Source organism: Janthinobacterium sp. FW305-128 (assembly GCF_020858135.1).
In the GTDB taxonomy this organism is placed as follows: domain Bacteria; phylum Pseudomonadota; class Gammaproteobacteria; order Burkholderiales; family Burkholderiaceae_D; genus Janthinobacterium.
In genome coordinates this window covers 410,659-431,955 of the sequence record NZ_JACYMK010000002.1, presented here as the reverse complement: position 1 = coordinate 431,955, position 21,297 = coordinate 410,659, and the positions used below count along the sequence as shown (strand labels likewise).

The following is a 21,297-nucleotide window of genomic DNA, read 5'->3' as shown; positions in this document are numbered from 1 at the left end:
TAAAATGCTTTTACTAATTCAATAACACGAGATCCGCCATGAAAAACGCCCAAGCCCATACCCCCGCCATCCGCTTCAGCTGGTGTCACGACGCCAGCGCCGAAGATGCGCTGTGCAAGCTCTATCTTGACAACGTCAGCGCCGACTATATCTCCCATTCGGAGCTGCAGGGCGAACGGGCCGATGCGCCCGGCAACTGGCGCGCGGACTTGCCTGAAGTGATACGCGGCGAAATCCGCGCCGCCCTGTCGCACGACTGGGCACATGGCGATTCGACCCTGCTGGCCGTCGCCACTGCCGGAGACGCCATCGTCGGCATGGCCCTCGTTTCCATCGATACGCGCCAGCGCGCCTCGAAATCGTTCGCCGCGCTGGACGACCTGGTCTTGCTGCCTTCCGTGCGCGGCAGCGGCATCGGCAGCTTGCTGGTGGAGTGGGTGGCCGACGAGCTGCGCAGCCACGGCATCGCCCGTTTGTTCCTCGAATGCGGCGCGCACAACTTGAAAGCACAACAATTCTTCCAGGGCCGCGGCTTCAAGCAAGTGTCCGTCGTCATGCTGCGCGAACTCGATGCGCCGGCAGTGTCGGCCGCCGTGGATGACAAGGATGGCGACCGTGGCTGACGCCCGCCGCCCCCGACAAGGCCAGGCCCGTGGCAGCCTGGAACGTAAATATTTGCGCAGCACCAGATTTATCCAAACCGATAGTTGTTAAAAGTTACACTAAAATCCATGAGTTGTTTATGCATCCAATGAAAAAATGGCTGACGCTGGCCATCGTCTCCAGCGCCCTGTTCCTGATCGTGGTCGACATGACCGTGCTCTACACCGCCTTGCCCGCGCTGACGCGCGACTTGCAAGCCACTTCCTCACAAAAACTGTGGATCATCAACGTCTACGCGCTGGTCGTCTCCGGTCTGTTGCCCGGCCTCGGCACCCTCGGTGACCGCTTGAGCCACAAACCCGTTTTCCTCGCCGGCCTGACCGTGTTCGGTATCGCCTCGCTGTGCGCCGCGTTTTCGCCCGCCGCAGAATGGCTGATCTTTGCCCGCGTGCTGCTGGCCATCGGCGCCGCGCTGATGATGCCGGCCACCTTGTCCATCATCCGCCTGACCTTTACGGATAACCGCGAGCGCTCGTTCGCCATCGGCGTGTGGGCGGCCATCGCCTCCGGCGGTGCCGCCTTCGGCCCCGTGCTCGGTGGTTTCCTGCTGGAACATTACTGGTGGGGTTCCGTCTTCCTGATCAACGTGCCCATCGTGCTGCTGACCCTGGTCTTGGCCACTGTCATCCTGCCGAAACGGGCCGGTAACCGCGACAAGCCATGGGACTTGAAGGGCTCGCTGCAAGTCATGATGGGTTTGCTTGGTGGCGTGTATGCGATCAAGGAATTGGGCAAGTCGCAGCCCTCGTATGCGCTGGCCGCCGCCTCGTTCGCCGTGGGCGCCTTCTTCATGCTGAAATTCGTACGCCGCCAGAAGCGGCAAGCCAAGCCGCTGATCGACTTCGCCCTGTTCCGCGAACTGCCGTTTTCCAGCGCCGTGGCCGCCGCCATGGTGGCGTCCGCCGCGCTGATCGGCATGGAACTGGCGCTGAGCCAGCACATGCAGCTGGTGCGGGAACTGTCGCCGCTGGAAGCGGGTCTGCTGCTGTTGCCGCTGCCGCTGGCGTCCGTGTTTGCCGGTCCGTTGACGGGTTTCATGCTGCCGCGTGCCGACAAGGCCAAGGTCTTGTGGGGTTCGCTGTTGCTGTCCGGTATAGGTATGGCATCGTATCTGGTGCTGCATGACGCCGCCGTCTCGGCGCAAGTGGCTAGCCTGGTGATCCTGGGCCTGGGCCTGGGCGCCGTCATGACGGCCGCATCGAGCGCCGTGATGCTCAACGTGGCTCCCCAGCAAGCCGGCATGGCCGCCTCGATCGAGGAAGTGTCGTACGAACTGGGCGCCGTGATCGGCGTGACGGTGCTGGGCACCATCATGTCGGCCGTCTACAGCGCCACCCTGGTGATCCCGGAAAGCGCGGGCCTGCTGCCGAACGCCCATGACACCTTGGACGCGGCGCTGCTGGCCGCCGAGCAATTGCCGGCCGAACTGGGCATGCAAGTGTCGGAACTGGCCCGTTCGGCCTTCGACAAGGCATTTATTGTCGTGCTAGCAACGGCTTCCGCCATCCTGATGGCAGCCGCTGCCACCATCCGTTACCTGCATCTGCGGGCGCGCCGCGCGATTTAATGAATCAGCGGCACCACCTGGTCGCGCAAGACCGTCCATTGGGCGTCCAGCACGGCCTGGTTGGGGTCGTGTCCGGCCCGTTTTACCAGGGTAAAACTCTTGACGGGCGCCGTGATGCTGTCGAAATACGTGCGCGCGATGGCGGGCGAGGTCAGCAAGTCCGCTTCGCCCATGATGAAGAACACGGGCAAGTCGAAACGCGTGCCCAGCGCGGGCAGGGTCACGCCTGAGAACATGCCGTCGCCGCGCAGGCCGATGAACTGGAGGTACGAGTAGTCATCGGCCGCCTCGGCATCGGCCAGCGCTTGCGGCGTGGCGTAGAACGGCGCCGGCTGCCACCAGTGTTTTGGCGGCGCATCCGTTGCCAATCCCTCATATTTGCGGTCGAAACGGCGCAGGATGCCGAAGTTGCGCGGATCGGTCCATGGCGGCGGCCCCAGCGCCGCCAGCTTGTCCACTGTAGGGGTATCGCCGGCCGCTTGCGCCAGCGCAAGCACTTCGCGGTACATGCCGGCCTCGTTGTCGCGCGCATTGACCACTTGCGCCGTGCCGATGTACGCGTGGAACAGCTCCGGCTGCGCCCTGGCCATGTGCACGCCCAGGATCGATCCCCATGAACTGCCCATCAAAATAACTTTATCCTTGCCCAGGTGCTGCTGCAGATAGCGGGCCACGGCGATGCCGTCGTCGCGCATCTGTTCCACCGTCAATGGGATATCTTCCGTCGGTCGCTGTTTTGCATACGTCATGCCCGCGCCGCGCTGGTCCCACTGCACCAGGGTGTAATGGCGCTCCCAGCCGGCGTAGATGGCGTCGGCAAACGGACTCAAGGCATTGCCGGGACCGCCATGGATAAACAGGATCACGGGATTGCCGCAGGCGGCGCCCGTGACCGTGATCCATTGCTCGATGCCATTGATGGGCACGTAGCCCTGTTCGCGCACGGCTTGCGCGGGCGCGGCGCAGATGGTGCCAGCGGAAAAAGCGGGTTCGGCTGCCTGGACATGCCCCAGGCAGGACAGTAGTGAAAGTACTGAGCAGATTTTGCGCATATTATCCTGACAGAATGTTCCATAACGACGATGCATCGGGAAAACGTCCAACCCGAAAGCAGAAACTGGGGTCGGACCCTGAGGGTCCGACCCCAGACCTTGCCTTGGGGGTTAATACTTACAGCGTGCTCTTGGCGGGCTTGCCGGCAGGCACATCGGCGGCAAACTTGCGCACGAAGACGTGCATGGCATCCGCGTCGCCGACGGCGTGGCCCTGGGCATCGTAGCTGCCGGGCACGTTCAAGCCCGAGCACAGGCTGCCGGGGGCGGCCGTATCGGAGCAGGGCGTGAAGAACATCGGTTCGGCGTGCAGGGAGGCGCCAGCCAGCAGGGTGGCCAGCAGGGACAGGCGGGGCAGTAAGGTCATCGGCTACTTTGGCGGTGGTGGGGACCAGCCGCCAAAGTAGCGTTTTTTACAGCAATTGTCCAGATGGAAATATTTCTGTCCGGGACTATGTTTGCTTGTTATTGCGCAACAAGCGCAAGCCGTTCGCCACCACCAGCAGGCTGGCGCCCACGTCGGCAAACACGGCCATCCACAAAGTCGCCATGCCGGCCAGGGCCAGACCAAAGAACACGGCCTTGATGCCGATGGCAAAGCTGATGTTTTGCACGAGGATGCTGCGCGTGCGCTGGCTCAGGCTGATGAATTCAGGCAACTTGCCCAGTTCATCATCCATCAGGGCCACGTCGGCCGTTTCGATGGCCGTGTCGCTGCCGGCCGCGCCCATGGCAAAGCCGATGTCCGCCTGCGCCAGGGCCGGGGCGTCGTTGACGCCGTCGCCCAGCATGGCCACCACGCCAAACTCTTGCTGCAAGGCCTTGATTTCATCGAGCTTGTTTTCAGGCAACAACTCCGCCTTGACCAGGCTCACGCCCACCTCGGCCGCGATGCGCTGCGCCGTCAGCAGATTGTCTCCCGTCAGCATGACGGTGGTCACGCCCAGCGCATTCAGGCGGGCAATGGCGGACGCCGCCGTCGGGCGCAGCACGTCGGCCACGGCGATCACGCCCAGCGCACCGGCCGGGGTGGCCAGCACCATGGCCGTGTAGGCTTGCTGTTCCAGCCGCGCCAGGATGGCTTGCAGTGCCGGCGTCAGCACGTTCAACTCCGTCATCAGGCGCGCATTGCCCAAGTAATATGTCTGGCCATCGATATTGCCTTGCACGCCGCGTCCATGCAGGGCGGCAAACTGGGTGACGGGCAAGTGGCTGCCGGCGGGCGGACCCGCCTTGACGATGGCGGCGGCCAGCGGGTGGGCCGAGTTGGCGTCCAGGCTGGCGGCCAGCAGCAGGATGGTGTCGCGGTCGCTGCCCTCCAGGGCCACCACATCCGTGACGGCCGGTTTGCCCATGGTCAAGGTGCCCGTCTTGTCGACGGCGATGGCCTTGATCCGATAACCCGTTTCCAGGAATTGTCCGCCTTTCACTAAAATGCCGCGCCGCGCGGCCGCCGTCAGGCCGCTGACCACCGTGACGGGCGTGGAAATGACGAGCGCGCAAGGGCAGGCGATCACCAGCATCACCAAGGCCTTGTAGACCCAGGCCATGAAGGGCTGGCCCAGCAGCAAAGGCGGCAGCACGGCCACGAGGATGGCGAACACGACCACGGCGGGCGTGTAGTAGCGGGCGAACTGATCGACAAAGCGCTGCGTGGGCGCCTGCTTGCCCTGGGTTTCCTCGATCACCTTGACGATCTTGGCCAGGGTGCTGTTGCCGCTGTTGGCCGTCACGGTGACGTCGAGCAAACCCCGTTCATTGATGGTGCCCGCATACACGACGTCGCCCACGGCCTTGTCCACCGGCATGCTTTCACCGGTGATCGGCGCCTGGTTGACGGACGACTCGCCACTGGCCACGACGCCATCGAGCGCGATGCGCTCGCCCGGTTTCACGCGCATGGTCGCGCCGATGGCCACGGTGGCGACGGATACTTGCTGCCAGGCGCCGCTGGCGTCGGCGACGGTGGCCGTGTCGGGCGCCAGCTGCATCAGGCTGTGCACGGCGTTGCGCGCGCGGTTCAGCGACAAGCCCTCGATCAGCTCGGCGATGGCGAACAGGAAGATGACCATGGCCGCTTCCGGCCACTGGCCGATGGCGATGGCGCCGAAAACCGCCAAGCTCATCAGGAAATTGATGTTCAGGGTGAATGTCTTCAGGGCAATCCAGCCCTTTTTCAGGGTCGGCCAGCCGCCCGTGGCGATCGACAGCAAGGCCAGGGCGATGACGAGGGGCGAACTGTCTGCGTGCGTGGTCCACGCCAGCGCTTCGGCGCCAGCAGCAGCCAGACCGGAAACCACCAGCAAACCCTTTTGCAGGCCGGACAGGCTGCCTTCGTCCGGGGCACGCGCAACGGCAGCGTTCGCTTCCATGGGAATGGCCTGCATGCCGATGCCGTGCAGGGCCGCTTCCACCGTCGCCAGCGAGGGCAGGGTGTGGTGCACGTCCAGCACGCGGTTCATCAGGTTGAAATCGAGGCCCACGACGCCCGCCATATTCGCCAGCTTGTTGCGGATCAAGCGTTCTTCCGTGGGGCAATCCATGTTGGCGATGCGGTATTTGGCCGTGCTCGCGCCCGCGATGGCCGCGCTGGGCAGCGCTGGACCAGACGGGGCGGCAGGCGTGGACGAGCACGCATGCTGGCTGGAACAGCAACTGGCCGCCTTGGGTGCATGCTGATGCTCATGGTCGTGCTTGTGCTCGTGGGTATGATCGTGGCTATCGTGCGGCATCGCATTCGTCCTTCCGGTTTCGTGTATGCTTCCATTAGAAACCCTGTAGCCGCTACAGGGTCAAGCGGAATTTGCACGAAAGAATGAAAAGGGGATGCCATGCGTATCGGAGAACTGGCCAAACGGACAGATTGTGATGTGGAAACCGTGCGTTACTATGAGAAAGCGGGCTTGCTGCAGGAACCGGGGCGCAACAGCGCCGGCTACCGCGAATACCGCGAAGAACACCAGGAACGGCTGCAATTCATCCGCCATTGCCGCTCCTTGCAGATCGGCTTGACCGATATCCGCGCTTTGCTGGAATTTAAGAACAATCCGGCCGAAGGCTGCCAGAGCGTCAACGAATTGCTCGACCACCATATCCTGCGCATCGCCGAGCAGATGGCAAATTTGCAAACCCTGCAGCAGCAGCTGGTGACCTTGCGCCACCAGTGCGACCAGCCGCAGCCGTCGCAAGACTGCGCGATTCTGCAAAACCTGTCCGAGGCGGCCAGCGGCCACGACTGCGCCTGCCATACCGAACTCCCACAATCCCATTGATTCATGCTGAAACTGTTACCTGCAAGAGCTTTATTCACCTTGTCCCTGCTGTCGCCGCTGAGCCATGCGGCAGATGTTCCCGCCGCCGCCGGCCACTACCTGACCCTGTACGCCGCCCCCGGCGTGCCGCAAGACGATGATCCGTACACCTGGAGCACGGTGGGCGGCAAGCAACTGACAAAGGGCGTGACCAAGGCGGACGGCCAAGCCTATCTCAAGGCAGAAGAGGGCGAAGAGACGTATGTCCTGGAAACGGTCAGCATGCGCTGGACGTTCACGGTGCCGGCTCGCTGCTGGCAAGAAGCGCCTGCCGCCTTCCAGTCATGCCTGAAACTCAAGCAAAGCGCCAGCCAATACGATATCCAGCACGATGCGGAAAAACTGGCCAGAGAGAAAGATCAACAGGCCAAGGCGGTAGCCTACGAGCTGGCGGTGCGGGCCAACGACGATGCGCTGGCCTGGCTGGGCAAATTGCCGCCGCAGTGGTCCGTACAGGAACACGCCAGACGCCTGCTGGCCATCGGCGACAAGATCGAGCGGCATATCGCCAGCGGCTTGCGGCAAGGCGGCCCCGATGCGCGCCAGTTTGTCTGCAAGGCGCCCACGGCCTACGGCGCGTTGCCGCAGCAGCAAGCCGTGCTGGCCTATCAGCTGCAGCCGCGGCCCGTGCCGCACGCCGGTGCCGCCTGGGACCAGCTGCTTGCGGCTGCCGCGCAGGGCAACTGGATGGCGCGCCTGGAAGTGTATGAGGCGCTGGCGGAGCGCAAGGTGAGCGAACTGAGCTATGTGGAGCAGGCGCGCCTGGTGCAATTGATGGAATGGCTGCAGCAACGCGAAATCGCCGGCCTGTACAGCTTTTTCAGCGCCCGTACCCTTGGCGATGGTGCCACGCAAGACCGCGTGGCACGCCTGGCCGCCATGCAGGGCAGCGTTGCCGACCAGAGCGTCGTCGGGACGCTGCTGCAGGACGAGGACGATCCGGCACTGGCGGCGGCAGGCAAGCGGATGCTCGACTGCGCGGCAGCGGCCATGCAGTCACCGCGCTAACGGGGCAGCAGCGGCGGGCCACCGTCGCCCAGGCGGAAGGCGTCGACCACGCGCAATAGATCATGCGCTTGATCCTGCATGCTTTGCGCGGCGGCGGCCGATTGCTCGACCAGGGCAGCATTGCGCTGGGTCAATTCGTCCATTTCCGTGATGGCATTGTTGACTTCCTCGATGCCCTTGCTCTGGCGCTGGCTGGCCGCCGTGATGTCGTTCATGATCTCCGTCACCTGCTGAACGGAGGCGACGATATCGCCCATGGTGCGCCCGGCGCTGTCGGCCAGCTCGCTGCCCGTTTCTATTCTGGCAACGGAATCCTCGATCAACTGCTTGATTTCGCGCGCCGCCGTGGCCGAGCGCTGCGCCAGGCCCCGCACTTCCGTGGCGACGACGGCAAAACCGCGCCCCTGTTCGCCCGCGCGCGCCGCTTCCACGGCCGCGTTCAAGGCGAGGATATTGGTCTGGAAGGCAATGCCGTCGATGACGGCGATGATGTCGACGATGCGCCCGGAACTGGCCTTGATCGACCCCATCGTCTCGACCACCTGGCCCACGACGCGGCCGCCTTCCAGCGCCACGTTCGAGGTCGACAGCACCATCTGGTTGGCCTGGTGCGCATGGCTGGCGTTTTCCTTCACGGTATCGGTCAGCGCATGCATGGACGAGGCTGTTTCCTGCAAGGAATGCGCTTGCGACTCCGTACGGGCCGACAGGTCCGCATTGCCGAGGGCGATTTCGCTCGCTTCTACCGTGATGGTGGAGCCCGCCTGGCGTATCTCGCCCAATAAAGTGTTCCAGTTTTTCAAGACGGTAGCCAGCGCCCGCGACAGCTTGCCCACCTCATCGTCGCTCCGGGCGTCGATGCGCGTGGTCAGGTCGCCGGCCGCCAGGCTTTCAGCGGCGCGGCACGCCTCGTCGATGGGTCGCACGACGGAGCGGGCCACCCAGGTGGCGATCAGGGCCAGCAGGGCAAAGCCGACAGCCATGGTGCCCAGCGACAGCCAGCCGGCGCGCTGGCCCGCATTTTTTGTCTCTTGCAGCGCGTCGACCGTGCGGTGGTCGAGGTTGAGCAGCACCTGGCGCAGTTGCCCGCTCACTTGCTGGTAGTGCCCGGCGGCATTTTGCATCGCCGCCACGCCCGTATTCGGGTCCATCGAGGCCAGATCCAACGCCTGCGCCACGCTGGCACGGTAGCGCTCGACGCCGGGCAGCGCCTGGCCCGCTTCCGTGGCGGCGCCCGAGAATTGCTTGAGTTCCTTCAAGCCTTGCGCGATGGCATTGAGCTGGCGATCCGTTTGCGCGCCGAACTGCTTGAACTGTTCGTCAGACAGGCTGGCGGCGATGGCGATCTTCGCATACACGTCGGCGTGTACCTGACCCAGGGCAATGGCTTGCTGGTTGGCAAGCCGCTCGGCCGTCAAGGTGACGTCTTTCAAGTCGCGCATGCGGCTTTCGTTTTGCTGCATGGCGAAATAGGACAAGGCCCCCATGGCCAGCAGGCAAGCCAGCGCGACCACCGGGACGATCAACATCTTCTGTGCGATTTTCACATGAGGCCCATATCGTTGAGAAATTCGTTGAGAGATCGGTGTGCCATCCCGGCGCTGGCGGCGCGGCGGCAGGCTACAGGTAGATGCCGCCGCAGACGACGGTCTCGGCGAGTTTCTCGCAATACATCACCTTCGGCTCGATCTTCTTGGTTTCCGGATTCGTGAATTTGTATTCCTGCCAGAACGTGCCCTTGCTCTTGGCCAGGTCGACTCGTTCCTTCACAAAAGCCTTGCCATCAATATCCTTCAGCTCGATCAAGTTCTTGCCGACCATTTTCGGATTGGCGCCATGCGCAACCACCGTCCCGTCGAGTTTATAGACGACCAGGTACAGGTCGTGCAGGATGAATTGCGGCGACTTGGCCGTGATGTCGCCATACGCCTTGGCGTCGCCGGCGCTCTTGATGTAGGACACGCCTTTCTTGACCATGGCTTCCGCGTCGGCGCGCGTGGCGCCGCCTTCGGCAGCGCTGGCGATACAGGGCATCATGCCGGCGGCAAGCATGACCGACAGGCAAATGGCAGGGGCGAACTTGGGCATGAGAATCTCCTTCACATTGCAGGGGAAAGCCGGCGGGGAACCGGTGCGGTGAGGCGGCGCCTATCGAAGTGCCGACGTTTCATAGTAGCGCGATGCCAGCAGACATGCGCTGGTGCAACAGATTTTTTTTGAATGGGGCGTTTTTGCAACGATGCGTGCAGACGGCCGCAATCGCGTCCACAGAGGGAAAGTGAGAGCGTAGACTAGCGTATCGATAGTGTGGTGCGGGCGCCGCGTTACCAGCTGGCCGGGTCTTCCGCCGCCGCGCGCGCCAGGTCGTCGTGCCAATCTTGCTGCACCAGGCGGTAGATATCGGCAAAGAAGGCGCGCGGATCGGCCATTTCATCCCACAAGGCAGGCAGGGCATTCGTGCTTTCCGGGTCATGTTCGAGGATGGCCTGGAAATCGTAGCCGGGGTCTTGCAGCGCCTGCGCCAGCACGGCCACCAGCGCATGGCGGTGGCGATAGCTGAGTTCCTTGTATTGCGACGTGATGTCGCGCCGTATCAGGGCAGCGCGCTGGAGCGGGTCGTTCATGTCCCAGCGGTCCAGTTCCACGCCCAAGGTTTCTTCACGGTCATACACGTCGAAAGGGCCGAGAAAATGGTGGAGTGTAGGAATGTAGGGAGCATCGCTCCAGGGGCCGCGCAGCATGGGACTCTTTCGTTTGATTGCTAAATGATCACGCGCATTCGGGCAAGGTCCAGCTTTCGTCGCCCATGTCCGTCGGGTAGATGGCGCGCGTTTGGTTCTGGCCCCAGCGCGCATGGTCGAGGATACCGTCTTCATGCATGTCCAGCACCCATTCCGTGCTTTCCAGCAAGGTGCCATCCTTATGGTAGACGCGGAAAAAGGTGGACGTGCTCAGCGCGCGCACGATGTTCTGCGGCACGCCGTTGCCGTAGTGGGGTACGTAGGTATTGATCACGCACGTGCGCTGATCGTTCCATTCCTGGGCATATACGCTGGCATTGCGCGCCGCGCTGACTTTGATGAAGAGCCAGCCTGCCAGCACGAGGATGAGCAGGAAGGCGGCGGCGATCAGGCCGGTTTTCTTGAGTAGCTGCATGAGGTCATGGCATGGCCAAAAACGAAGTTGCCGCATTGTATGTCAAGAGCAGATATGCTTGCCGTACGGCACGTACAGCAAGCATATCCCCGCTAATTGCCGGTAACTTGGCTATTGACTTGGCTATTTCCCCACCGCCGTGTGCAGGGTATTGGCCATGTCCAGATGATGTTGCAACGCTGGCAAGGTCTTCGCGGCAAAGGCCTTGATGTCGGGATCGCTCGCCTTCTGGCTGGCATCCGTGAACAGTTTCACGGCCTCCTTGTGCGCCGCCACGCCGATGGTGGCCGCATATTCCTTGTCAAACTGCGCGCCTTCCAGGCGGCTCAGCTTGTCGATCTGCGCCTGGTGCTTCTTGCCGGGCTGGTCGCTGACCTCGATCTGCTTGCTGCTGGCCAGCTGTTTCAGCTCATCCGCCACTTTCGTGTGATCGGTGACCATGGCATCGGCGAATTTCTTCACTTCCGCATTGCTGCTCTTGCTTTGCGCCACTTTGCTGGCGGCAATTTCCGTGCTGCCAGCGTCGGCGGCCTTGCTGAGGAATTGCTTGTCGTACGCGCCCGGCGCCGCGGCGGCGATGCTGTTGATGGCGATGCCGCTCAATAAAGCAACGGCGGCGCCGATGGCTACGCTTTTGAAGGACGGGGCACGGGAGCTGGTGGTCGGGATAGGCATGGGAAATCCTTTCGAGTGTGGTTTTTTCTACAAGCTGATGACAATGTTAAGCCAGCAGCCTGCGCACACCCATAGGACAGTCGCGATCATGCCCGTAGGATTAGTCCTGTTCGTTAGCGCACAGTTCGACTTGCTTCAGGGCAAATAAGGCGGCAATGCCGGCATCGCGGCGCCACGCGGGCATGCCGATATCGAGCCATTCCGCCATCGCGTCCAGGTGCGACGGTTCCGAGACGCTGTGTTCGAGTTCGTCAAGCACCGTGTCGCGGTCGATATACAGGCTGTCCAGCCACGCGTCGAATGAAGGCGCCAGTTCCATCAGGCCATGGGCGCGCTTGCCCGTCCAGTCCGGTAACTCCTGCACATACGCCAGCACGCGGCCGCCGCCTTCCTCCGTCAGATCCAGATAAACCATGGAATTGCCGCCATCGCGGGCGAACGGCAGGATGCGCACCGGCATGTCCGTATGCTTGCGCGCGGCGCGGATTTCGCCGACCAAGGTTTCGTCGCAGAAATCGCCTTCGTCGGCGCTGAAAAAGGTATTGAAACCCATTTTTTCCACGCCGCCATTGCCGTCCGGCACATCAGTGGTGTAGTCGAACCAGGCGCCGTTGGCCGCTTGCAGGAAGGCCAGGAAGGCGGGCGGCAACGGCGCTTCCAGCAGGGCTTCGATGGCGGCGATCTGCTGTGCCGTGGGGGCGGGCTTGGCGCCCTCGAGCGCCAGGTGGCGGTATTGCGTGTAATAAGTCATTGATTATCCTTGTAGTTTCCTGCGGCCGCCACGCCATCCTTGCAGCCCGTCTCCACCTTGGCCAGCGCATCGACGAGTCCGGCCCGCAGCACGGCCATCGAGCGGGCCTTGTCGTCGATCTGCGCGATTTTCGTTTCCAGCATGGCCCGCTTGGTTTGCGCATCGAGCGCATTTTCCTGCCATACGGCAATGACCTCGGCGATTTCCTTCAAGGTAAAGCCCAGCGCCTTGGCGTGGCCGATCAGCTCGATGCGGCGCAAGGCTTGCGCCGAATATTCCTTGTAGTTATTCGTCAGGCCCGGCTGCGGCGCTTCGTCCAGCAGCCCCTGGCGCTCGTAAAAGCGCACCGTATCCTTGCTGACGCCCGTCAGGCGGGTGATTTCTCCGATACGCATCGATTCCCCTTGACCGTGGACTAAAGTCTACAGTTTACAGTAGAAACACTTTCAACTACACACCGCTGCCATGACCGCCTTCAACTACACCAACCAGACCGTGCTGATCACGGGCGCCTCGTCCGGCATCGGCCGCGTCTTTGCGGAAACCCTGGCCGCGCGCGGCGCGCATTTGCTGCTGCTGGCCCGCTCCGGCGCCGTGCTCGAAACGCTGGCCGCCGACCTTGCCAAGCGCCACGGCATCCGCGCGCACGCGCTGGTGGCGGACCTGAGCCTGCCTGGCGCCGCCGCACAAGCCCATGCGCAGGTCTGCGCGCTGGGCATGCCGCCCGACGTGCTGATCAATAACGCGGGTTTCGCCACGCATGGCCGCTTCGAAAGCATCGATCTTGCACGGCAAGTCGGCGAAGTGACCGTCAATTGCACGTCCCTGATGGAAATGACGCACTGCGCCTTGCCGCACATGCTGGCGCAAGGACGGGGCGCCATCATCAACGTGGCGTCCACGGCGGCCCTGCAGCCCGATCCCTACATGGCGGTCTACGGCGCCAGCAAGGCTTTCGTGCTGTCGTTCTCGGAAGCGCTGTGGGCGGAAAACCGCAGCCGCGGCGTGCGCGTGCTGGGCTTGTGCCCGGGCGCCACGGACACGGCTTTCTTCGATGTCGTGGCCGCGCCCGAAGCGGCCGTGGGCAAGCGCATGGATCCTCAAACGGTCGTCGACGAAGCGCTGCGCGCGCTGGACCGGGGCCGCAGCAGCCACGTGGCGGGCCGCCCGAACCGGCTGCTGGCCTGGCTGCCGCGCTTGCTGCCGCGCCAGACCGTGCTGGGCATCGTGGAAGGCATGCTCAAGCCGAAGGCGGCCTAGGCATCAGAACGCCATGGTGGCGAACATGGCCAGCACGGCCGTCGCCATGACGATGGTCGACAGCCAGCCCAGCGCCCGCAGGCGGCGCGAAATGGTCAAGGTGCCCATGATGGCGGGGCGCGAGGCCATCACCATCATCAGGGCCATGATCGGCACGGAAATGACACCGTTGATGACGGCGCTCCAGTACAGGGCCTTGATGGGGTCGAGTGGCGAAAAGCACAGGGCGGCGCCGATCACGGTGGCCGTGACGATGATGCCGTAAAACTTCTTGGCGGCCCGGGGCGCCAGTTCCAGGCTGTTTTTCCAGTGAAAGGCGCCGGCCATGGCGTAGGCGGCCGAGCCGGCCAGCACGGGAATGGCCAGCAAGCCCGTGCCGATGATGCCCAGGCTGAACAGGGCGAAGGCGAAGTCGCCCGCGATGGGGCGCAGGGCGGAAGCGGCCTGGGCGGACGTATCGATGTGCGTGATGCCTTGCGCGCCCAGGGTCACGGCCGTCGTCAGCATGATGAAGAAGGCCACCAGGTTGGAAAAGCCCATGCCGATGGCCGTGTCCATCTTGATGCGCTGGAATTGCCGTGGCGCCTGTTCCGGCGCGCGGCGCAAGGCTTGCGCGCTGGCATCGGCCTGCAAGTCTTCCACTTCCTGCGAGGCTTGCCAGAAAAACAGGTAAGGGCTGATCGTGGTGCCGAACACGGCCACGATCATGGTCACCGAGGCGGCCGACCAGGCGAACTGTGGCCAGACCGTGCGCAGCGCCACTTCGCCCCAGGGAATGTGCACGGTCAGCACGGTGGCCACATAGGCCAGCAAGCCCAGGGTCAGCCATTTCAGGATGCGCACGTACTGTTGATAGGGAATGAAGACTTGCAGCAGCAGCGACAGCAAACCGAAGCCCACGGCGTACAGATGCGTGGGGCCGCCGATGATCAAGGTCAGGGCATCGCCCATGGCGGCCACGTCGGCGGCGATATTGATGACATTGGCCAGCAGCAGCAAGCTGACGATGGCGTACAGCAAGGATTTCGGATAGTGGCGGCGGATGTTCGTTGCCAGCCCGTGGCCGCTGACCCGGCCGATCTTGGCGCTGATGACCTGGATGCCCAGCATCAGGGGGAACGTCAGGCAGACGGTCCACAGCATGCCGAAACCGAACTGCGCGCCCGCCTGCGAATACGTGGCGATGCCGCTGGGGTCGTCATCGGCCGCGCCTGTGATCAGGCCGGGGCCCAGCTTGCCCAGCCAGGTGTCGGATGGGTCGGCCCGGCCGCTGTCGGTCTGCATGCGTCGCTCCTGCGTGATGGAGCGAGCAGCGTATCACAGGCGGGCGGCGTCCAGAAGGGCGCCGCCCGGAAAATTCACGCGTCAGTAGCGCGCATCCTTGGGCTTGCCGCCCTTGGGCCAATCCTTGACCTTGTCGGGGAAGTCCGGACGGGGCATGTGCGTAAAATATTCGGCCACGTCGACGGCGTCCTGGTCGGACAGGTTGCCTTGTCCCAGCGGGAATTTCTGGCCATGGCCCATCACCATATTGGCCTTGACGAAGCCGGCCGCCGTGTAGGTGCGGGCCATGCCGGCGCCAATGTTGAAGGAACGGTCACCCCACAGCGGCGGGAAGGCGACGACGCCGTTGGCGCCACGGATGCCTTCGCCATTCGCGCCATGGCAGACGGCGCATTGCTCGGCATACACTTTTTTGCCATGCACGGGATCGGGCAGCAGAGCGCGGTCGATCTTCGCCACGCCGCGTCCCGCCACCTTGTCGCCCGCCTGCGTGGCGCCCTTCATCCAGTCGATGTAGGCGACCATCGCCTGCAAGTCGGGGCCGTCCACGGGCAGAGGCTTGCCGTGCATGGAGCGGCGGAAGCAGCCATTGATGCGCTCTCCCAGGCTGATGACCTTGCCGGCGCGCGGCGCTTCCGACGGGAAGAAGGCGGAAATGCCGAGGAAGGGCGAACCGCCGGCCACCGTGCCGCCATTCAGGTGGCAGCTGCTGCAATTGAGGTCGTTGCCCACGTTTTGCGGCAGGCGGGCGCGCGTTTCCGTCATCAGTTGCATGCCGTGGATTAACTGACTGGCGTTCGGATCGGCCGTCAGGGCGGCGAAGCGGGGCGTGACGAAGCCGCCCGCGTCCGGCGCCTTGAGCTTGAGCTCCTTGCGCACCTTGGCGATCTGCGCGGGCGTCACCGGTGCGCCCTGGTTGCCCCACTTGCCGCGCACAAAGGTGAGGATTTCCGCCAGTTCCGTGTCCGACAGGCGGTCATACGCGGGCATGCCGAACGAGCGGGGCGAGTGCTGCGTGACGGCCGACTGCCAGCCCGTCAGCGCGATATGGATGACGGTGGTGGCGTCCTTCGACTGCACCGAGTCGTTCTGCGCCAGCGGCGGGAAGATGTTGTCCACGCCACGGCCGTCGCGGCGGTGGCAGGTGGCGCAAAACTGCAGGTAGCCCAGGCCGCCCCGCGTGTTGTACAGGGCATCGTTGCTGGCCGCCACGACGGGCGCCGTTTTCTTCGGCGGCGCGGCCGCCCCATCCTTGGCCGGCAAGCCGTGCAGGTAGTGCGCCAGCGCGTCGAGGTCGGCATCCGTGAAGTATTGCGTGCTGTGCGTGATGACTTCCGTCATGCTGCCGGCCGCCGTGCCGAAACTGTTGCGGCCCGTTTTCAGCAATTGCACGATGTCGCCCGGCGTCCACAGATTGCGCAGGTTCACCGCATGCCAGCCGTCGAAGGTAAAACCGGACAGGTAATGCTTGCCGCTGCCGCCATCCTGGCCCATGGTTTTTTCCTGGAAAGCCACGCCGCGCGGCGTGTGGCAGGAGCCGCAATGGCCCAACCCTTGGGCCAGGTAGCTGCCCCGGTTCCACTGGGCTGACTTGGCGCTGTCGGGCTTGAATGGCGCGTCGTCGAGGAAGACGGCGTTCCACAGCGACAAGCCCCAGCGCATGCTGAACGGCCATTTCATGTCCGTTTCGCGGTTTTGCTGCGCCACGGGCGCCACGCCGCGCTGCAGATAGGCGTACAGGGCCTGCATGTCGTCGGGCGTGATCTTCGCGTAGGAAGGGTAGGGCATGGCCGGGTACAGATTGTGGCCGTCCGCAGCCACGCCCTTGCGCATGGCGCGGTCGAACTGGGCAAACGTGTACGTGCCCAGGCCCGTCTTCGCGTCGGGCGTGATATTCGTGCTGTAGATGGTGCCGAACGGCGTTTTCAGTTCCAGGCCGCCGGCCATGGCGGCGCCGTTCGGGCTCGTGTGGCAGGCCACGCAGTCGCCAAGGCGGGCGACGTATTCGCCGCGCTTGATCAGCTCGGCCGAGGCTGCGGGCATCCTGGCGGGCGCGGCGGCGGGTGCCGCCCTGGCGTTGGCGCAGAACGCCAGCATGCCCAGGAGCATTGCCGCCAGCCAGGCAGTGATCGAAAAGGAAAAAGCGGGAGGGCGGCGCGAACCGCGGTGCAGGATGGAAATGGCGTTCATGGTGACCCTTTATTATTACGCGCAAGCTTACGCAGTCGTCACCACGGCGAACATTGGGAATTTCTTTCGAGCAACTAGGTAATCTTCCCTAGTGTTTTATAGCGGGAAATCGTGTAGCGGCGCCTGCAAGCTGGCCAGGATGCGTTCGCGCAGCCAGCGGTGCGCCGGGTCCAGGTGCATGCGTTCGTGCCAGACCATGGCCATTTCGTAGTCGGGCAGGGCGACGGGCGGCTCCCATGTGCGCAGCGCGCCCAGCGCATTCTTCAGCAGGCGCGACGGCAGCAGGGCCACCATGTCGGACGCTGTCAGCAAGGGCGGCACGATCAGGAAATGCGGCACGGACAGCACCACCTTGCGCGTGCGCCCCAGCTTTTCCAGTGCCGTATCGACGTTGCTGCGGAAACCGCCGCCGTTGGGCGAGACGACGACGAATTCCAGCGCGCAGAACTGGTCGAGGTTGGGCGGCGATTGCAGCAGCGGGTGGTCGTGGCGGCCCGCCAGCACGTAGTGTTCAGTGAACAGCGTGCGGTGGCGCAAGCCGGGCGGCGCTTCTTCCTGCGCCAGGAAACCCAGGTCGACCTGGCCCGTTTCCAGGTCCTGCGCCATGCGCGCCGGCACGGCTTCGAACACGGCCATGCGCGACAGGGGCGCCTGCGCGCGCAGGGCGGGCAGCATCGGCAGCAGGATCGCATATTCGGCGGCGTCGGCCGCCGCCAGGTTCCAGCGCACCTGGGCCGTGGCCGGATCGAAGGCCGCTTCGGGCTGCAAGACCTGTTCCAGCTGGGCCAGCACGGCTTGCAAGGGCGCCAGCAGGGCCAGCGCCCGCGCCGTGGGCAGCATGCCGCGCGGACCGGGCAAGAGCAGCGGATCGTCAAAGGCCGCGCGCAGCTTGCCCAGTTGCACGCTGACGGAGGGCTGGCTCAGGTGCAGCCGCGCGGCCGCCCGCGTCACGTTGCGCTCGATCAGCAGGGCGTTGAGGGTCAGCAGCAGGTTCAGGTCCAGCTTGCGCAAATTGTCCATGACTATACCTTGTATAACAACTATTCATTTCCGCTATGATAACGCAAGCCCTACAGTGGTTCCTGTGACTTTTACTTTTCACCTTTTACAGGAACTAACTGATGCAACTCCATGAATATACAAGCTTTGATGGATTAGGACTGGCCCAGCTGCTGCGCGAAGGCGCCGTTTCCGCCGCCGAATTGCACGACGCAGCCCAGCGCGCCTGCGCCGCCGTCAATCCGCAGATCAATGCCGTGGTCGAGCTGTGGCCGGCCGATGTATCGCAGGTGGACGGCACCGCGCCATTCGCCGGCGTGCCATTCCTGATCAAGGATGTGGCCGTCACCATGGCGGGCCAGCGCAGCGAAGCGGGCAGCCGCCTGGGCGCCGGCCATGTCGCGTCCGCCGATTCCCATCTGATGACGCAGTTCCGCGCCGCCGGCCTGGCGACGTTCGGCCGCACCAGCACGCCGGAAATGGCGTTTGCCACCACCACCGAACCGGTCTTATATGGCGCCACGCGCAACCCGTGGAACGTCCACCTGAGCGCGGGCGGCTCCAGCGGCGGCGCGGCGGCGGCCGTGGCGGCCGGCATCGTGCCGCTGGCGCATGCGACGGATGCGGCCGGCTCCATCCGCGTGCCCGCCGCCTCGACGGGCCTGTTCGGCTTCAAGCCCAGCCGGGGACGGGTGTCGAATGGCCCCGCCATGGACGAAATCTTCTGCGGCCTGGGCGTGCAGCTGGGCGTGAGCCGCAGCGTGCGCGACAGCGCCGCCTTGCTCGACTGCGTGCAGGGCGTGCTGCCGGGCGAGCCGTATGTGACGAATCCTCCCGGCCACAGCTGGCTGTCGCAGGTGAGCGTGGCGCCGGGCAAGCTGCGCATCGCCGTGCAGCGGACCGCCAGCAATGGCGCCCGGCCCGTGCCTGCCATCGATGTCGCGCTGCAAGACACCGTGCGTCTGCTGGAAAGCCTGGGCCACCACGTGGAAGAAGTGTCGCCTGCGCTGGGCGTGTCGTGGCCAGCCTTCGTGCAGGCGAATGCTAGCATCTGGTGCGCCAACCTGGTGCCGTGGATAGCCGGCCTGGCGCACGAGAGCGGGCGCGCCGTGTCGCTTGATACGCTGGAACCGGCGACCCTGGCCTGCTACCGCTACGGGCAGACGGTGTCGGCCGTCGATTTCGTGGCCGCCCTCGACGTGCGCAACACCGTCACGCGTCAGACCGGCGCCTTGTTTGAGCAGTACGACGTGCTGCTCACGCCCACCATGCCGGATATGCCGTGGCAACTGGGGTGCTATGGAGAAAACGAGGAAAAGCTCGATGGGCTGGGCTGGACGGCGCGCCTGTTCGAGCATTCGCCGTACACGCCGCTGGCCAACGTGGCGGGCTTGCCGGCCATGTCCGTGCCGCTGGGCATGTCCAATGATGGCTTGCCAATCGGCATGCAGTTCATGGCCGGGTATGGAAACGATGGAACCTTGCTGCGCCTGGCGGGCCAGCTGGAGCGGGCGGCGCCATGGCTTCCAAGGCGGCCGCCTGTGTGGGCGGGCAAGGTGCAGGCACGCCTTGCGGACGGCTGAAACCGGCCACCATAGCGGCTTGGCCAGCGACAAGAAGCCGGGGTCGGACCCGCCAGGTCCCACCCCAGTCCTTGTTCTTGGGTGAAAAGTATCAGGTGGGCATCGTAGTCAGCTGCGCCGCGCCCCGGCCTTCCATACGGAAACGAAATCGTTCCCACAGCCGGTCGTGGAAGGGCAGCACGATCACGTTGCAGATGGGCTCGACCACGGCCAGCAAGCCGCCGAAGGCCATGGAACCCGTGGCCCAGTACATGACGCTGAAAGCGACGCCCATGTGCATGGCCGTCTGGCTCAGCTTTTCACCAGCCAGGGCGGCAAAGCCCAGGCGGCTGGCCGCGTAGCGGCGGCGGATCGCGTGCCAGGCTTTTTCATGCCACGGCAGCAGGCCCACATTGATGATCGGTTCGATGATTGCGGCCAGGCCACCGAGTGCCAGCGAGCCCGTCAGCAAATAGGCAAGGCCGAAGGCGATCGACATGTGCGTGCACACCTGGCTGAATGTTTTGATGGCTGTAAACAAGGGACGCTCCTTTCTGTTGAATTCGCTTATCCTTGATTTAGATAGTAACGATTCTCATTTACAAAAGGAAGTGAAATATTTCAACCGGATCGATAGATTTCATCTATTGATTTGGAAATATCAATTACCCATGCTGCGGGCGTATCCCGCTGCAGGCATCGCCGTCAGCGTATGGCCGTCGCCTGCGACCAGACGGCTTGCCAGCGTCCATCGCGCCACTCATAGCTATCCATATGCCAGTAGCGGGCGCGCGGCACGGCGTGTCCGCCAAAGACGATTTCCAGTTGCGCCGAGTAACGCAGGATGGCGGCCGTGTCGTACAGGCGCACGCTGATCGCGTCCGGCTCCCAGCTCAGATAGCGCATGTGGCCGGAGGCGATGGCGCCCAGGTAGTGTTCCCGTGACAGCATGCTGCCGATGGGCGTGATCAGCTGGAAGTCATCGGCATGCAGGGCGCGCGCCGCCTGCGTATCGGCGGCCACGAGGGCGCGCAAGCGGCTGCGTTCCGTATGGCGCAGCAGGTCCATCTGCTGCTCTTCAATCGGTGCGGCATTGAAATCGTGCATGGCAGTCCTGTTCGGGTAGGTGATTGACATTTTGACGGTTTTTGTCCAAAAGTCATGTTGACACTATATACTCAAAGTGTCAACATGACTGGATGACGAACGATACCCTGAAAAGCCAGCTCATCCTCGATGCCGCCCTGGCCGTGTTTTGCCGCTACGGCTACCGCAAGACGTCCATGCTCGACATCGCGCAGGCGGCCGGCATGTCGCGCGCGGCGCTGTATTTGCACTTCAAGAACAAGGAAGACGTGTTCCGCGCCGGCTCCGAACGGGCCCATGCCACCGTCATGGCGCACGTGGCGGCGGCGATGGCCGAGCCCGCTCCCGTTCTTGCGCGCATCGAAACGGCCTTGCTGGCATTCCAGCAAGGCTTGATGGCGGAAATTTCCGCCAGCGCCCACGGACAGGAATTGTTCGACGCCAACATGACCCTGGCCGCCGACATCACCTTGACGGCGCGGGCAACCTTGGTGGCGTCGCTGGCCGGCGCGCTGGAACAGGCGGAATCGGCGGGTGACATCGCGCTGCGCCGGGTGGACGCCACTGCCGCGCAAGTGGCCGCCTTGCTGGTGGCCACCATGGATGGCATCAAGCACACGCAGGGGGGAGGGGAGGCGTTGCGCCACGGCATTGCGCTGCAGATGCGCGTGCTGGGTGCGGCGCTGCTGCGCATGTGAGCGGCAAAGCCCGCATGCGCAGTCGGGCAATGCCG

General features: G+C 64.0%; 22 protein-coding genes. 7 read left to right on the top strand and 15 right to left on the bottom strand.

All coding sequences use genetic code 11. The annotated features are described in order from the left end of the window. Positions 1-38 precede the first annotated feature (38 nt). Positions 39-623 carry a GNAT family N-acetyltransferase gene (locus IGS60_RS06800; protein ID WP_230503129.1) on the top strand — a complete coding sequence of 195 codons (585 nt, stop codon included), beginning with the start codon at positions 39-41 and terminating at the stop codon, positions 621-623. A gap of 128 nt (positions 624-751) precedes the next feature. After that, entirely contained in the window at positions 752-2,230 is a 1,479-nt protein-coding gene (locus IGS60_RS06795) for an MFS transporter (RefSeq protein WP_306798467.1), read from the top strand. Here the strand turns inward: IGS60_RS06795 and IGS60_RS06790 are convergent. The 3 genes from IGS60_RS06790 to IGS60_RS06780 form a co-directional block, all read right to left on the bottom strand. Next, the gene (locus IGS60_RS06790) at positions 2,227-3,282 is read right to left on the bottom strand and encodes an alpha/beta fold hydrolase (protein WP_230503127.1); all 1,056 of its coding nucleotides are present in this window, start codon (positions 3,280-3,282) and stop codon (positions 2,227-2,229) included. The genes IGS60_RS06795 and IGS60_RS06790 overlap by 4 nt on opposite strands. A 118-nt stretch (positions 3,283-3,400) precedes the next feature. Then, a complete protein-coding gene (locus IGS60_RS06785; RefSeq protein WP_230503126.1) occupies positions 3,401-3,649 on the bottom strand; it encodes a hypothetical protein in 249 nt (82 codons plus the stop codon). An 85-nt stretch (positions 3,650-3,734) separates the two neighbouring features. Continuing rightward, positions 3,735-6,014 carry a heavy metal translocating P-type ATPase gene (locus tag IGS60_RS06780; RefSeq protein WP_230503125.1) on the bottom strand — a complete coding sequence of 760 codons (2,280 nt, stop codon included), beginning with the start codon at positions 6,012-6,014 and terminating at the stop codon, positions 3,735-3,737. A 99-nt stretch (positions 6,015-6,113) separates the two neighbouring features. On the opposite strand from IGS60_RS06780, the gene cadR reads away from it, so the two are divergent. Together cadR and IGS60_RS06770 are read left to right on the top strand one after the other, a co-directional pair. Further along, the gene (gene cadR / locus IGS60_RS06775; protein WP_070218780.1) at positions 6,114-6,554 is read left to right on the top strand and encodes a Cd(II)/Pb(II)-responsive transcriptional regulator; all 441 of its coding nucleotides are present in this window, start codon (positions 6,114-6,116) and stop codon (positions 6,552-6,554) included. Between the two features lie 3 nt (positions 6,555-6,557). Beyond that, entirely contained in the window at positions 6,558-7,601 is a 1,044-nt protein-coding gene (locus IGS60_RS06770; RefSeq protein ID WP_230503124.1) for a hypothetical protein, read from the top strand. On the opposite strand, the gene IGS60_RS06765 is transcribed toward IGS60_RS06770, so the two are convergent. From IGS60_RS06765 to IGS60_RS06735, 7 genes are all read right to left on the bottom strand, one after another. Beyond that, the gene (locus tag IGS60_RS06765) at positions 7,598-9,130 is read right to left on the bottom strand and encodes a methyl-accepting chemotaxis protein (protein WP_070288384.1); all 1,533 of its coding nucleotides are present in this window, start codon (positions 9,128-9,130) and stop codon (positions 7,598-7,600) included. The genes IGS60_RS06770 and IGS60_RS06765 overlap by 4 nt on opposite strands. 91 nt (positions 9,131-9,221) lie before the next feature. Continuing rightward, positions 9,222-9,689 carry a cache domain-containing protein gene (locus IGS60_RS06760; protein ID WP_268993946.1) on the bottom strand — a complete coding sequence of 156 codons (468 nt, stop codon included), beginning with the start codon at positions 9,687-9,689 and terminating at the stop codon, positions 9,222-9,224. Between the two features lie 236 nt (positions 9,690-9,925). Beyond that, positions 9,926-10,342, bottom strand: a complete 417-nt coding sequence (locus IGS60_RS06755) for a hypothetical protein (RefSeq protein WP_070288385.1) — start codon at positions 10,340-10,342, stop codon at positions 9,926-9,928. A 28-nt stretch (positions 10,343-10,370) separates the two neighbouring features. After that, positions 10,371-10,757, bottom strand: a complete 387-nt coding sequence (locus IGS60_RS06750) for a hypothetical protein (RefSeq protein ID WP_070310750.1) — start codon at positions 10,755-10,757, stop codon at positions 10,371-10,373. 123 nt (positions 10,758-10,880) lie between these two features. Next, complete coding sequence (locus IGS60_RS06745; protein WP_070218785.1) at positions 10,881-11,432, bottom strand: DUF4142 domain-containing protein; 552 nt, start codon at positions 11,430-11,432, stop codon at positions 10,881-10,883. Positions 11,433-11,532: 100 nt separating this feature from the next. Then, positions 11,533-12,183 carry an SMI1/KNR4 family protein gene (locus tag IGS60_RS06740; RefSeq protein WP_230503123.1) on the bottom strand — a complete coding sequence of 217 codons (651 nt, stop codon included), beginning with the start codon at positions 12,181-12,183 and terminating at the stop codon, positions 11,533-11,535. Continuing rightward, the gene (locus tag IGS60_RS06735) at positions 12,180-12,578 is read right to left on the bottom strand and encodes a MerR family transcriptional regulator (protein WP_230503122.1); all 399 of its coding nucleotides are present in this window, start codon (positions 12,576-12,578) and stop codon (positions 12,180-12,182) included. Before IGS60_RS06735 ends, IGS60_RS06740 begins: the two co-directional genes overlap by 4 nt. 70 nt (positions 12,579-12,648) lie before the next feature. Here IGS60_RS06735 and IGS60_RS06730 point away from each other — a divergent pair, with 70 nt between their 5' ends. Continuing rightward, positions 12,649-13,443: an SDR family oxidoreductase gene (locus IGS60_RS06730; protein WP_230503121.1), complete on the top strand. Its 795-nt coding sequence runs from the start codon at positions 12,649-12,651 to the stop codon at positions 13,441-13,443. A gap of 3 nt (positions 13,444-13,446) precedes the next feature. Here IGS60_RS06730 and IGS60_RS06725 read toward each other — a convergent pair whose 3' ends face one another. The 3 genes from IGS60_RS06725 to IGS60_RS06715 form a co-directional block, all read right to left on the bottom strand. Next, the gene (locus IGS60_RS06725; RefSeq protein WP_230503120.1) at positions 13,447-14,727 is read right to left on the bottom strand and encodes an NRAMP family divalent metal transporter; all 1,281 of its coding nucleotides are present in this window, start codon (positions 14,725-14,727) and stop codon (positions 13,447-13,449) included. An 81-nt stretch (positions 14,728-14,808) separates the two neighbouring features. Then, on the bottom strand, positions 14,809-16,770 hold the full coding sequence (locus IGS60_RS06720) for a c-type cytochrome (RefSeq protein WP_230503492.1): 1,962 nt from the start codon (positions 16,768-16,770) through the stop codon (positions 14,809-14,811). A 243-nt stretch (positions 16,771-17,013) separates the two neighbouring features. Continuing rightward, positions 17,014-17,937: a LysR family transcriptional regulator gene (locus IGS60_RS06715; protein ID WP_230503119.1), complete on the bottom strand. Its 924-nt coding sequence runs from the start codon at positions 17,935-17,937 to the stop codon at positions 17,014-17,016. 101 nt (positions 17,938-18,038) lie between these two features. Between IGS60_RS06715 and IGS60_RS06710 the strand changes: the two genes are divergently transcribed. Continuing rightward, entirely contained in the window at positions 18,039-19,499 is a 1,461-nt protein-coding gene (locus IGS60_RS06710; RefSeq protein WP_230503118.1) for an amidase, read from the top strand. Between the two features lie 91 nt (positions 19,500-19,590). Here the strand turns inward: IGS60_RS06710 and IGS60_RS06705 are convergent, their stop codons facing one another. Together IGS60_RS06705 and IGS60_RS06700 are read right to left on the bottom strand one after the other, a co-directional pair. Next, complete coding sequence (locus IGS60_RS06705; protein WP_071650152.1) at positions 19,591-20,019, bottom strand: DUF2061 domain-containing protein; 429 nt, start codon at positions 20,017-20,019, stop codon at positions 19,591-19,593. Positions 20,020-20,183: 164 nt separating this feature from the next. Further along, on the bottom strand, positions 20,184-20,585 hold the full coding sequence (locus IGS60_RS06700) for a nuclear transport factor 2 family protein (protein WP_230503117.1): 402 nt from the start codon (positions 20,583-20,585) through the stop codon (positions 20,184-20,186). 92 nt (positions 20,586-20,677) lie between these two features. On the opposite strand from IGS60_RS06700, the gene IGS60_RS06695 reads away from it, so the two are divergent. Next, positions 20,678-21,262: a TetR family transcriptional regulator gene (locus tag IGS60_RS06695; RefSeq protein WP_230503116.1), complete on the top strand. Its 585-nt coding sequence runs from the start codon at positions 20,678-20,680 to the stop codon at positions 21,260-21,262. Positions 21,263-21,297: the final 35 nt, after the last annotated feature.